This window comes from uncultured Gelidibacter sp., from assembly GCF_947500795.1.
Lineage (GTDB): Bacteria > Bacteroidota > Bacteroidia > Flavobacteriales > Flavobacteriaceae > Gelidibacter.
On sequence record NZ_CANMTE010000002.1, the window covers coordinates 310,434 to 324,634 of the forward strand.

A 14,201-nucleotide genomic window follows, 5' to 3' on the forward strand; every position below is an offset into this window, starting at 1 on the left:
TCAATTAAACAACTACTTTATTTTCTTCTTCCAATCTTTTCAAAGCTTGCTTATATTCTTCAGGCATTACCTTGATGAATTTCGGCAATTCTTTCTGCCAGTTTTCCAAAAGGCGTTGTGCCAAAGGACTCAATGTGGCATTGTAATGATTTTCGACTAGGTTTTTCAATTCGGCGCCATCTTCTGCGGAAGCGACAGGCTCTAAATTCAAACCTTCCTTATTGCATTTTTTATCGAAGGTGTTGTTTGGGTCATAAACATAAGCGATGCCACCACTCATACCGGCACCAAAATTCCGTCCGACGTCGCCTAAAATAACGGCTCGCCCACCTGTCATGTATTCACAACCATGGTCGCCAATGCCCTCAACAACCGCATGTGCACCAGAATTTCTGACACAAAAGCGTTCGCCTGCTTTTCCATTAATATACACTTCACCGCTGGTAGCGCCATATAAGGCTACATTACCAATGATGATATTGTCTTCTGGAACGATGGTGGATTCCTCAGGCACCTTGACACTTATTTTAGCACCGGAAAGTCCTTTTCCTAAGTAATCATTAGTATTTCCGTTAACTACTAATGTTAGTCCTTTAGTGGCAAATGCGCCAAAACTCTGTCCTGCCGATCCTGTAAAATTGATTTTTAAAGTGTTTTCTGGTAGACCTTGTGCACCATAAATTTTAGAAATTTCATTACTTAAAATCGCTCCAAAAGCTCGATCTCTATTATTGATTTTTGATTCGATGACCGTTTTTTCCTTTCGGAATAGGGCAGGATGCGCTTGACTTATAATCTTGAAATCCAATGCTTTTTCCAGCTGGTGATCTTGTTTTTCAGTATTGTAGAGTTTGGTGCCTTCAGGCGTAATGACTTGATGTAGGATAGGTGATAAATCCAATCCTAAAGATTTGTAATGGTTAATGGTGTTGTTGCGGTCTAGTTTTTGAACCTGGCCAACCATTTCATTGATGGTTCTAAATCCAAGCTCAGCCATGATTTCACGTAATTCCTGTGCTACGAAATACATGAAGTTGACCACATGTTCCGGTTTGCCTTGAAACTTTTTACGGAGTTCAGGGTTTTGAGTCGCGATGCCCACCGGACACGTGTTTAAGTGACACACACGCATCATGACACATCCTGAGGCTACCAAAGGTGCCGTAGCAAAACCGAATTCCTCAGCGCCTAATAAACAAGCTATGGCCACATCGCGCCCAGTTTTCATTTGTCCGTCGCACTCCAAAACCACACGATTTCTTAAATTATTCATCACCAAAGTTTGTTGGGCTTCGGCGAGTCCTAATTCCCAAGGTAATCCGGCGTGTTTTAATGAGGTTAATGGTGATGCACCAGTTCCGCCATCATGACCAGAAATTAGAATCACATCGCCTTTGGCTTTCGCAACCCCAGCGGCAACCGTACCGATACCGACTTCAGAAACCAATTTCACATTGATCCGTGCCTCACGATTGGCCGATTTTAAATCGTAAATCAGTTGGGATAAATCTTCTATTGAATAAATATCATGATGCGGTGGTGGTGAAATTAAACCCACATAGGGAGTGGAGTTTCTCGTTTTAGCAATATCAGGATTCACTTTAGGACCCGGTAATTGGCCACCTTCCCCAGGTTTTGCGCCTTGTGCCATTTTAATTTGAATCTCGGATGCACTTGTCAAGTAATTGGAAGTTACCCCAAAACGTCCAGAAGCCACTTGTTTTATGGCCGAGTTTTTCCAATCGCCGTTGGCATCCTTATAAAAACGTTCTTCATCTTCGCCACCTTCGCCTGAATTGCTTTTTCCGCCAATCCGGTTCATCGCAATGGCCAAATTCTCATGCGCTTCCTTGCTAATGGAACCGTAAGACATGGCACCCGTTTTAAATCGCTTTACAATTTCTGTCCACGGCTCTACCTCAGATAACGGAATAGGATCATAATTGGTAAACTCAAACAGGCCTCGAATGGTCATCAATTGTTTGGTCTGCTCATTGATTAAGTCGGAATATTCCTTAAACGTTGCAGGCTTATTGTTTCTTACAGATTCCTGAAGTTTGGCGACGGTTAACGGATTAAAAGCATGTTTTTCGCCATTGCGACGCCATTTATAATTGCCTCCAAATACTAAGCCTAAGTCGCCATCCACTTCGTTGTGATGGTAAGCCTGTCGGTGACGTTTTGAAATTTCTTTCTCAATTTCCCTTAAGCCGATACCTTGAATTCGGGTAACCGTATTTGGGAAATAATTAGTGACCACTGTGGTGTTCAGGCCGACACATTCAAAAAGTTGCGAGCCGCGGTAGGAGTTAAGCGTGGAAATTCCGATTTTGTTCATCACTTTAAGAATGCCCATACCAATAGCTTTGTTGTAATTCTTAATAGCAGTAATGTAATCTAAGCCATCAATATCCCGTTTTTCAATTTGCTCTTGTACAATTTCATTAACAATATATGGATTTATAGCACTTGCGCCATAGCCAAATAACAGTGCAAAGTGGTGCACTTCACGAGGTTCAGCTGATTCAATAATTATGCTGACTTTGGCACGCTTACCTATTTTGTACAATTCATGATTTACATACGAACAGGCCATCAATGCAGGGATTGGAGCCATTTTTTCATTTACGCCTCTATCCGATAGAATAATGATATTGCCGCCATCATCAATCGCTTGAGATGCTGTTTTAACCAGATTTAGGAGCGCGCGCTCCAACTCATTCAAACCTTTATCAACTTCATATAGAATAGGAATCGTCGTGACTACAAAATCAGGATTTTGAGTGTAATTTTTAATTTTATCGAGATCATGCTTGGAAATAACTGGATTTTGGATTTTCAATTTTCGACATTGATCTTCGTTAATTTTAAAAATATTAGTGTCGCTTCCTAAGGTCAAGCTGATATCCGTAATCAGTTTTTCACGAATGCCGTCTAACGGCGGATTGGTAACCTGTGCGAACAATTGTTTGAAGTAATTATAAAGCAGCTGTGGCTTTTCTGATAGAATGGCAATAGGTGCATCATTCCCCATAGAGCCAATAGGTTCTTTGCCTAGTTGCGCCATAGGTTTGATGATGACGCTTAAATCTTCTTCAGTATATCCAAAAACAATTTGACGTTTTAATAAAGGATCTTCATCGTGTTTTATGTCTCCTTTTTTAGCTGGAATATCTGCCAGATGCACTAAGTTTTTCTGCAACCACGCTTGGTAAGGATGCTTGGAAACAATCGCTTCTTTAACCTCCTCATCTTTGATGATACGCCCTTGATTCATGTCTACCAAAAACATTTTGCCGGGTTCCAATCGGCCGTGATGTTCCACATTTTTAGGATCGATGTCAATCACACCAGTTTCCGAAGACATCACCACAAATCCATCTTTGGTAACTGTGTAGCGCGAAGGACGCAAACCATTTCTGTCTAGCACCGCACCGATATAATTACCATCCGTAAACGGAATGGATGCTGGGCCATCCCATGGTTCCATAATACAGGAATTGTATTCGTAAAATGCTTTTTTAGCGTCAGACATTTCAGGGTTTTTCTCCCATGCTTCGGGCACGAGCATCATCATGACTTCAGGTAAAGATCGGCCGGTCATCAGGAGTAATTCGACCACCATATCCATTTGTGCGGAATCCGATTTGCCGGGAAGGATGATTGGGAAGATGCTTTTGATCTCGTCCCCAAACCAATCGCTTTCCATTAATTCCTGTCGAGACAAAGTGCGGCTAACGTTGCCTCTCAAGGTGTTGATTTCCCCATTATGACACATGTATCTAAAAGGTTGCGCCAAATCCCAAGTAGGGAAGGTGTTGGTTGAAAAGCGCTGATGCACCAAGGCCAAACGGGTCACTAATGATGGATCTTGAAGATCTTTATAATACAGCTTAATATCTTCCGGTACCAAAAGCCCTTTAAAAATAATGATTTTGGTAGATAAACTAGGTAGGTAAAAACGTGCGCTTTCTGAGAGTTTGGAAGCGTTAATATGATGTTCTGCTTGCTTTCTGGCAATGAATAATTTGAGATTGAAGTTAAATTCGTCTTGCTGTGCATCAGCTTTTCCAATAAATACTTGCTTTACGTAGGGTTCAGTCAGTGCGGCGACACTGCCTAATACACTAGCGTCTACAGGTACATCTCGCCATCCTATAATATGAAGGCCTTGTGCTTTTATATAGTGTTCGAATTTTTCGATGCAATAGTTGCGTTGGTTTTCTTTTTTAGGAAGAAATACGTTGCTTACTGCATAATCACCAAATTTTGGTAAGCTGAAGTCGCAGTTTTTCATGAAGAAGTCGTGAGGAATATCGATTAAGATTCCGGCACCATCACCAGTTTTACCGTCAGAACTTACAGCGCCTCTATGCTCTAATTTTTCCAAAATTTCGAGCGCTTTATGAATAATGGTATTGGAGGTGTTTCCTTTTAAGCTACATATAAATCCGGCGCCACAATTGTCATGTTCAAATTCTGGTAAATAAAGTCCTTGTTGCTTCAGCATAATTCAGAAAATTTAGTGGTTTTTAACCTTTAAAAGTTATCTAATGTATGAGTAAAAATTTCCGGATGAAAGCGAGGACTTCATTTTTCCGAGATTGACAATGAGAGCATTTTAAATTATGGGATGCTGAATTTGGTAGGGCACAAATTATTAAATTGTTAATGCATAAAATTTATCTAATTCCTGTTTTTGTTAAATTTTATTTAGAAGAAATTATTTTTTAGAGAATTTATTTGTTTATAAATTCACTTTTGAAGAGAATACTATAATTGTATTTTTAGTGCTGTTTTTGGAGATTTTGGAGATGTGACTGGGTAGGACATCTCTCTAAGAAAAGACAGATTTTAATCACCAAAAAACCCTCAACACATATCTTGTTGAGGGTTTAAATTTATAAATTGAGTTGCTTGTATGTTTAAGCCGAATTTCTACTCGCGTTGATATTCCCAAATAATGATCGCATCACAATTTTTTCATAAACTGCGATTTGTGCTTCATCTTTAGGCGACTCTTTTTCAAGTTCCTGAATTTTTCTCAACGCAAATTGCTGAATAGTTAAAAGCGGCAAGACTATCGATTCCCTCATATTGATGGAGGCTTTACCTGCTGGCTCTTCCTGCATCAATTCTGTATAGCCGGTTAACTTAAGAATCAAGCGTTTGGTGATGACATACTCGTCATGGATAATGTTCCAAAATTCGCCATATTCAGCATCATCAGCCATGTATTTTGTCAAATCAAAGAACGATTTTGAAAGTGACATCATACTGTTTTCAATCAGCGTTTTGAAGAAGCTCGACGTTTTGAAAAGCTGTTGTACTTTTTCGAATTCCCCTGAATCTTCATAATGTTTCAACGCTGTACCCACGCCAAAAAATCCTGGTACATTTTGTTTGAGTTGACTCCATGACCCTACAAACGGGATGGCTCTTAAATCTTCAAACACCAAACCTTCTGATTTTCCACGTTTAGAAGGACGACTTCCAATATTAGTCTTAGCATAATATTTTAAAGTACTCATATTCTCCAAATACGAAATGAACTTTGGATGCGCTTTAAAATCGGCGTAAGCCTTATAGCTTAGCGTTGCTAAATTACCCATCACCTCTCTATTATCCTGTTTCATTCGTAAATCAGCATCACTCAAACTGTTATGGATACCTGAACTTATCAGTTGTTCCAAGTTGTATTGCGACGAATCTAAAGTTCCAAAATTAGAACTTATCGTTTGACCCTGAATGGTCAATTGTACTTCTTTATCCTCAATAGTTGGTCCTAAAGACGCATAGAAATTGTGCGTTTTCCCACCGCCACGAGCAGGAGGACCGCCACGACCGTCAAAGAATATAACCGTCACATCATATTTACGAGAAATTTCAGTAAGTCGTTCTTTTGCCTTGTAAATAGCCCAATTGGCCATTAAATACCCGCCATCTTTAGTACCATCACTAAATCCGAGCATAATGGTTTGCTTATTGCCTCTAGATTTTAAATGTGCACTGTATTCAGGATTGGTATAAAGCTCTTCCATCACCACATGCGCGTTTTCCAAATCTGTAATAGTTTCGAAAAGTGGCCCAATATCCACCGTTAATTTATCTTGGAAGGCGACCAATTTCAACATGGCAAACAATTGCATGACATGCAGCGTGCTTTGATTGTTGCTGATGATATATCTGTTTGAAGCGTGTTCGCCATTGTTTTCTTGAATGGTTTTAATCGCTTCAATAGTCTCTAAAGTTTTCAGTGTTTCTTCATCGGTGATTAGCGATAAATCAATTTTTCCCTTCACTTTTGAAAGGATATCTACTTGCTCCTTATCTGTAAGTTCGAAATAATTCTTAGGAAAAATTGTATTGCCAGTTGCCAATAAAGTTTCAACTAGATTTGTAAAAACTTTTTCGTGGGCACGACTGTCCTGACGGATATCCAAGGTTGAAAAGTGGAAGCCGAAAAGATGGATTTTATTAAGAAGACTGTTTATTTCCGAGAGGTATAACGATTGATGTTCCTCAATTATGATGTCTTTGACCGAGTTTAATTCTGCTTTGAAACTTTCGAGAGTCAAGTCAGAAGGATTACCAATCATTAACTCATACAGCTCTTTTTCGAGGACTGACATGCGTTCTTCAATATTGGTAAACGTTAGCTTTCGCTTCAATCTTCTAATATCACGATAGTAATTTTTAATAATGGTTTCCTTCAAACGTGCCGCTACCTTAAGGGTGATTTCAGGTGTTACAAAAGGATTTCCATCTCTGTCTCCTCCTGGCCAGAAACCGACATTGATGATGTTGTTATCAATCTGCTTCCCGTCAAAAATATTCTGTTGGATATAGTCATAGATATCTCCAAACGATTTATAGAATACGTTTTCCAAGTACCAGATTAAACTGATGGCTTCATCATAAGGCGTTGGTTTTTTATGTTTAAAAAATGGCGTTTTCCCGAGTTGTGCAAGCAAATCATTAATGCGAAGCAAGTCATTTTCCTTAATGGCTTCGGTTAAATCTGTAATAATTCCCAATACTGATCCTGGGTAGAATTGTGTTGGATGCGCGGTTAAAACGATGCGAACCTTGAATTCTTCCAAATACTTTTGAAGCAATTCCATTTTATTTTCAGCCGTGACACTTTCCTTTAAACTTCTTAAAGTCCCAATCCCGTCCATATTATTGACTTTTGGGAATGCGGCATCTTCAATGGCATCAAACAACACCACTTGGCGTTCAATATATTGAATGAAGCGAAACAAGAGGTTGATCTGACTTTCCGGTGAGCGTCGCGCTTGGTATTTCTTGAAAAAAGAATTGACAATTGTTGTAGGGTCCTCACCAGCTTCAAATCCTTTCTGGCAGGTTTCATGGAACAAAGGCAGTAAGACACCGGTTTTGGTAACGGCATCAAAAGGCAAGGTCATGAAAATACCGTTATAGATTTGATATTTTGATAAAACACTTTGATTAAATCGAGTTAATTTAGGCTGTGTTGACATGTTGTGAAAGTTATTTGAACCTTTAAAATTACTAAAGGTAATCGTAACAAGATTACCTATTCGGTATTTTTACTGAATAAAGAAATTATTCAGCGGTACATTTAGGATATCGTAATAAACCGGACTCCTGGTAATGAAATTATAGTCTTTATAAAGTCGAAGTAGGAACCAATTACGTTTTGAGCATGGTAGATAGTGATAAGGTGCCCACGACTAATAAGATTAATGATAATAATCCACCAATAATTAAAAAGTGCCTGAATTTATAGGCGCCTGTTCCATAAATGAGCGTGTTGGTTTGATAACCCATAGGTGTGAAGAAACTAAAATTGGCGGCGAACATAACGGCAAGAATAAACGGTTTTGCCGGTAAATCTAATCCAGCGGCGAGGGTAATGGCTATAGGTGTTATAATAACGGCAGTGGCGTTGTTAGAGATAAATCCACTCATAATCATGGTAATTCCGAAAAGCACTCCTAAAATAATAATGTTGTTCTGACCCGTAAGAAAGTCTAACAATAGCTCCGCAATCCACGTGTCTGTTCCCGAATTGTGCATGGCAATACCCAAGGGAATCATACCCGCCAATAGAAAAATAATTTGCCAGTTGACCTTTTTATAAATCTTCGATAAATTGATACAATCCGTTATAAGAAGTAAAGCTACGCCCGATAAGGTACTGGTAAGAATGGTCAAAATTCCACTTGCGGCCAAGCCGATAACCATTATTAACGCAATAAAACTAATGGCACGTTTGTAAGGATTAATCTTATAATCCTCTTCATGATGGCGCAACACCACCGTATTATCTAAAGAATATAAATGCTGTATTTCATCTTGTTTAGCTTTAAGGAGAAGTTTGTCGCCAGCTTGTAAATTGGTGTTTTTTATGATTTTTGGAAAATTGAGGCGCATCCCTTTTTGAAACTGTCTTCTATTTTGAATGCCCAATGGACGGGCCACATTATACAGCAGATTTTTAATTTCAGAAAAGGATTTATCAATGAATTCAGATCCGGGTAAAATCAGCAATTCAATATAACTATAAGCGTTGTTCTTGGATTTTTCGGTCTCGGTTTCATCTGAAATGTGCAATTCATTCTCATCAGTAAGGGTGAACTCGTTTTTTGGAAACGACTCATAGGCTTTAATATCGCTTAAGACAAATAGTTTATCTTGAGCTCTTAAGGTGGTATTCGGACCTGGATTGTCATTCACAATATCATCGCGAATAAGCTTCAATACACGGACATCAGGGTTTTTGTAAAATTTAGCATCAGATAATGCCGTACCAATAAGTTTGGATTCTGATTTGACAGTTAACGTAAACAGGAAGGTGTTGTCAACATAAGTTTCTGTAAGTTCATCACCATTTGTTTTTGGTAACCATCGGCTTGCAATGGTCATAAACACAATGCCTACGCCCAAAAGAATAAGGCCATAAATGCTAAATTCAAAGAATGAAAACTGCTCTGCACCCAATTTTTTTGAAACGGAATTCACCAAGATGTTGGTTGAGGTTCCCATCAGCGTACAGCTTCCTCCAAGAATACCTGCAAAGGAGATGGGCATTAGTAATTTGGGAGCAGAAAAATTATACTTCTCTGAAAGCTGTGCAATAATTTTTATAAGAATGACGACAACGGCGGTAGTACTAATGAAAGCTGAAATGGAGGCAGCAATCATCATAAAAACTGGCACCATCAAAACGATTGGCAAGATTTTTAATCTCTTAATAGATTGGGTTAAAAGATCGATAACGCCATTATCTTCTAGCCCAATCGCTAAAATCATGAGCATTAAAATGGTGATTGTTGCGGGGCTCGAAAACCCGCTAATCGCTTCTTCTGGTGATGTTAATCCTGATAAAACCAATGCCACAATAATAAGAAATGCGATCTTATCAATAGGCAAAGCTTCGGTTGCAAAGAGTAGAATGGTGACTCCTAGAATGATAAACACAAGGATGATTTCAAAACTCATAACAACGCATATTTAAGCGGACTAACTAGAAGCCAAATCCTAGGCCTATTTGTAAAATTGCGTCTTCTTCAGACACAAAATAACCCGCATTTACTGACAAGGCATTTAAGCTGCCAATCCAAAAACCACCACCAACTGAATTGTGCCAAGTGTCTGATGTTTCGCCTGGCATCCACACACGACCGTAATCAAAACCGCCAAACACACCGATGGTGATTGGTGTGACGGCTGTAATATATTCTTTTAAACGCAGTTTTAAATCTGTACTGTGATAGAAGGATGTTTTTCCTGTAAAACGTTCATTTCTATAGCCTCTCAACCCGTTGTTTCCACCTATGGATTGTCCGTGGTAGAAGTGGAAATCCTCTCCGAAATTAGTACTGATCGCTGCTTTTGAACCTAAAACCAAATCCCCAGAAGAAATTAATTTTTTGTCAAAACCGAGTTTAAAGGTCGCATATCCAAATTGATTATCGTTTAATTTTAAGTTCTTTTTGTATCCTAAAATCGCTTCTACGTAAAGTCCACGCGTTGGAAAATCTAAAGCATCGACATTTTCATATAGAATATCCGCTTCAGCACCCACATAGCTTTGGCTGTCAAAAACTGCCTTTTCATTAAAATTAGTGGAATTAAACAGTCGGTCTAAATTATTCTCCACTTTATAGTTTTCGAAAAGTGCATGTAAATGGATCGTTCTGTAGGCTATACCTGTTCTAAGTTTTAACTGCTCTACACGAGCTCTATTAAAATCCTTGTCAACGGCTTCCTCATCATAAGGCGTATCATTACCATATCCAAAAAAGTTCTCAGCAAACTTTGCACTTGTATAATAACCAAGAGCTTCAAAATCCCAATTAGGAATGATGTTGGCAAATGTGCCCGCATATTCTAACTCTACAGCACCATATTCGAAGAAATAATTGGCAGATAAGAAGTGTTTATATCTAAAATCCTCTCCGTTAAAACCGTGGTTTGTGTAAGTGTTTTTTGCGCCAACAAATAAGCCGTCATCAGTTTTAAAGCCTAGATTTGGGAAAAACACATTTGAATTTTCCTTAAATTCTCTATAAATAAAGGTGTTAGTTTCGTAAAGCGGTGTAAAGTGCTTGGCAGGAGTTTTATTTGTAAACTCAGCTTTCTCATGTTTCCAATCGTAGACTTTCAATTTCTTACGATTGCTGATATCAAAAACATCATCACCATAACCACCAACTAATCTGATCATAATTTCGCGGTCTCCTTCTCCTGAAACTTCAAACTTGTCATCATCATTTAAACCATAAATCCAAAGTTCTTTAGTAGCTTCTCTATCGAATGTACGTTCAAAAAATACTGGATTTGGAGCATTGGTTTTAATTCGTTTTAAAACCACTTTAGTCTTTCCTTGAGGAAGTCTTGTAATTTCGATTTTATCATCCTTATGGGTACCGTGAATAACCACTACCTGCTGCATTCTGTCGCCATAACGCTTAGCAATGTCATGTAGATTCTTTAATCGGCCTTTTAATTTGTCCTTAATGTCCTCAGCCGTGGCATCCTGAACTTCTACAGGAAGTCTCGTGAACGCTTTATCTATAGCTTCGTCACTCATGTTTGCTTGAATGCTTTTGGCTTCTTCCACCCAAACAGAGGCGTCATATTTATTTAAGAAAGCCATATCTAAATTGTTGCCTTCCGCATTAAACCATTTTACATTCTTAATATCGGTATCATACGACTGCCAAAAACGAACGTCCGGCAATAGCATTTTTATGATAGGAATGGCAATACCATCAAATTTTGAAAACGCGGCATCACGGTCTCTCGGGATAGGAATAAAACGGACATCATCATCGCTGATTTCATATTCCATCCAACGCCATTGGTCATGATGACGGTCCCAATCGCCAATAAGCATATCAAACAATCGTGCGCGAATGTATGCGCGTTGATCAATTGTATATTTTTCGTCTTCGTTTAATTTTTCAAGCACATCAGTCGTACTTTCAAAGTTGACTACTTTGCCATCTTCCTTAGGTCTTGCACGATTGTAGCCTTCAAAATCTTTATGCTCATCACTTGGTCGCTCTTCAATAAAATAAAGTTGATCGCCATATTTATCGCCCAAAAATTTAAATCCAGGTTGCTTTGGTAAATAATATAATTGTGTGTCAGCATGATTAACACCTGCTGCTTTAGCGAGCGGATTAATTACTAATTGCATGTAGGGATGCGTTGTGGTAAAGAAGTCGTACACCGCAGTTTCAGGAAATGTTCCTATAAAATCCTCCTCTACATAGGCGATACCTGGGACTTTAAAACGCAAAAATTTCAGTGCATCTTTTTCAAGGCCTCTCATGGCATATTCACGACCTTCAGCATCCGCAAGTCGGGCAGAAAACGATTGATGACCACCACCTTTTTGGGTGATTTCCAAACCAGAATAAAGCGTGTCTAAAATGGCAATATCTGCAGTTACAGGCTTTCCAAAATAGTTGCGGTAACGGTCTCCCCAAATAAATTTGTAAAACCCGGATTTATCGAGCTTCTGTTGATCACTTGTAACAGGAACCGTTTTCGTGGTTTCTGTAAATGACGGAATTGGGTATTCTGCTTCTTTTTCAGGGAACTTATCATTCATATCAAACGCGAACGTATCCTTTTCGGTAATGAATTGAACGTCAGATGATCCATCTTCATAGTATTTGATAATCGTAAACCCTTTTGCGCCATAGCTAAATTTGCCTTCAAAATCTAAGGATCCACCAACATTGGCAATGGTTCCGGGTGATAATTTTGTTCCAGTTCGTGACCCTAATGAACCACTTATGATTTGTCGGATATTATCACTTGCTAAATATTGTAAACTCTCTTCATGACCTGAAACAATAGTGACTCTGTCATTATCTTGTGCCAACGAACTGATTACGGTACATAAGTAATTATAACGATGTGAATTGTCCTGCTGCATTGAAAATCCACCTAAATTCTGAATTTCATTTACCACAGGGCCAAGAATTGGAATCTGCATGTTTTCTGCAAAAGTGCGATGACCAGCATATTTACCATTGCTAAAAATTGGATGGTGCATCACAATAAGAAGATTTTTTCCTCTAGAATCTTTGATAAAGCCTTCAAACTCTTCATTAAAGCGTCTTTTGGTGTTGATGTCCGTACATTTTTCATTGATGCCTTCCACGTGGTCCCAATTAATGGAAAACCAGTTAGAATCTACATATAAAATATCTAGAGTTTCATTGACTTCAACATATTCTAATGGACAAACATTGTTAGGTTTGACTTCAAAATTCTCTATCTTATTATCCTTTAAATAATCTTCAACCCATTCAATTTTTTTAGTGTTTTTACTAGCCCATTCATGATGGCCTGGTGTAAATACCGTTTTACCTTTAAAATCTTTGGCAAGATCGAGGTGCGTTTTTATATAAGTTTCCCGTGTGTCTTTATTGGCTTTCTTCGGAATATAATCTCCAGTATATAACAGCGTGCTATTTTTGTCAGCCTTGTCTAAATAGGACTTTAATAGTTTTTGAAGCTCCGGATTGGCGTCTACTGACTCAGTTCCAAGACCTCCCGCCACATAAAACGTATGAACAGGCTTTTTGGTTGTTGTATCAGACTTTAATGCGATTTTGGATTGCGGTTTGTACGTTGCACAAGCTGTAATTGTGGCAATGGATAAAAGCAACAAAAATTTATTCGCAGAAAATTTAAAAGCGTTATTGATCATAAAATTGAATGTTAGTGTTCTAAAAGACTAAGTAAAAATACTAAAGATTTGAAAAAGTCTGCATATTATAAATTGTTTGATACATTGACGTATCCATTTAAGAATAATGTTGACTGCAATGTGGGATGCGGTGTTACTGCCTAATGAAGTCGATACTCTTTTCAACCACTTTTTCTAATGGCGCTGGTGGGTGGTCGGCTTTCCAAGGATGTGAAGCGCCAAACACATGGTCGCTGTTTTCAATAGGAAAAAGGATGCTCTTCGGGTTCCAAGAATGCAAGGCTTCAGCTTCACTGAATGCAACAGATGGATCGTCTTTTGCATGAATAATGAGTTGTGGGATAGCAATTTTTTTTACGGCACTTTCTATGTGCAAGCGGTGTTCATTGGCTTTAAAATCTTCATAAAACTGATAATTATGAGGCATTTTTTGCTTTGTTCTGCCATTGAGCACATATTTGACACCGTCTTTTTTCCATTGTTCCAGTTCTCCAGAAGTGGCGGTGCGTTTTCCAAAATCACTTACACCTGCCCAACTGATGAGTTTTGTGATGCGATGGTCTTCTGAAGCTTTAAGTGTGACAATCCCGCCACCACGCGAGTGCCCGATAAGTATAAGTTCATTAGGATCTATCTCGGCTTGAAATGGATTGGACGTTGAGCGAAAGAAAGTGATCAGATCCTCTAAATCGTCCAATTCTTTGGAATAATTGTTTTCCGCAAAGGCGTCTAAATCGGGGAAGTCAATGGGTTGCTCCATAGTGCCGCCATTGTGCGAAAAATTAAATTTCACAAAAAATAAATCTGCTTCAGCGAATGCTTCTGCTACCAAATCCCAAGCACCCCAATCCTTAAAACCTTTGTACCCATGGCAAAAAATAACCAATGGTTTTTGAGTCCCGGTGGATTTATAAAAAGCGTCCCAAAGGATTGGCTTTTTAGATGCTCTGGTTAAGATGTTATTTTTATGGACCATAAT

5 protein-coding genes are annotated in these 14,201 nt (G+C 38.7%); all 5 read right to left on the bottom strand.

The features are described from left to right. Window positions 1-4: 4 nt before the first annotated feature. On the bottom strand, window positions 5-4,510 hold the full coding sequence (gene gltB, locus Q0947_RS06585) for a glutamate synthase large subunit (protein WP_299393950.1): 4,506 nt from the start codon (window positions 4,508-4,510) through the stop codon (window positions 5-7). Between the two features lie 415 nt (window positions 4,511-4,925). Continuing rightward, entirely contained in the window at window positions 4,926-7,505 is a 2,580-nt protein-coding gene (locus Q0947_RS06590; protein WP_299393955.1) for a phosphoenolpyruvate carboxylase, read from the bottom strand. Between the two features lie 172 nt (window positions 7,506-7,677). Beyond that, window positions 7,678-9,489, bottom strand: a complete 1,812-nt coding sequence (locus tag Q0947_RS06595; RefSeq protein ID WP_299393958.1) for an SLC13 family permease — start codon at window positions 9,487-9,489, stop codon at window positions 7,678-7,680. Window positions 9,490-9,514: 25 nt separating this feature from the next. Beyond that, entirely contained in the window at window positions 9,515-13,222 is a 3,708-nt protein-coding gene (locus Q0947_RS06600) for a hypothetical protein (protein WP_299393963.1), read from the bottom strand. 133 nt (window positions 13,223-13,355) lie between these two features. Beyond that, entirely contained in the window at window positions 13,356-14,198 is an 843-nt protein-coding gene (locus tag Q0947_RS06605) for an alpha/beta fold hydrolase (RefSeq protein ID WP_299393968.1), read from the bottom strand. Between the last annotated feature and the right edge of the window lie 3 nt (window positions 14,199-14,201).

What these genes read in the sequence shown, in the direction of transcription:
- Q0947_RS06590 (WP_299393955.1), bottom strand. Translation starts at nt 7,505, where the DNA reads ATGTCAACACAGCCTAAATTAACTCGATTTAATCAAAGTGTTTTATCA.
- gltB (WP_299393950.1), bottom strand. Translation starts at nt 4,510, where the DNA reads ATGCTGAAGCAACAAGGACTTTATTTACCAGAATTTGAACATGACAAT.
- Q0947_RS06595 (WP_299393958.1), bottom strand. Translation starts at nt 9,489, where the DNA reads ATGAGTTTTGAAATCATCCTTGTGTTTATCATTCTAGGAGTCACCATT.
- Q0947_RS06605 (WP_299393968.1), bottom strand. Translation starts at nt 14,198, where the DNA reads ATGGTCCATAAAAATAACATCTTAACCAGAGCATCTAAAAAGCCAATC.
- Q0947_RS06600 (WP_299393963.1), bottom strand. Translation starts at nt 13,222, where the DNA reads ATGATCAATAACGCTTTTAAATTTTCTGCGAATAAATTTTTGTTGCTT.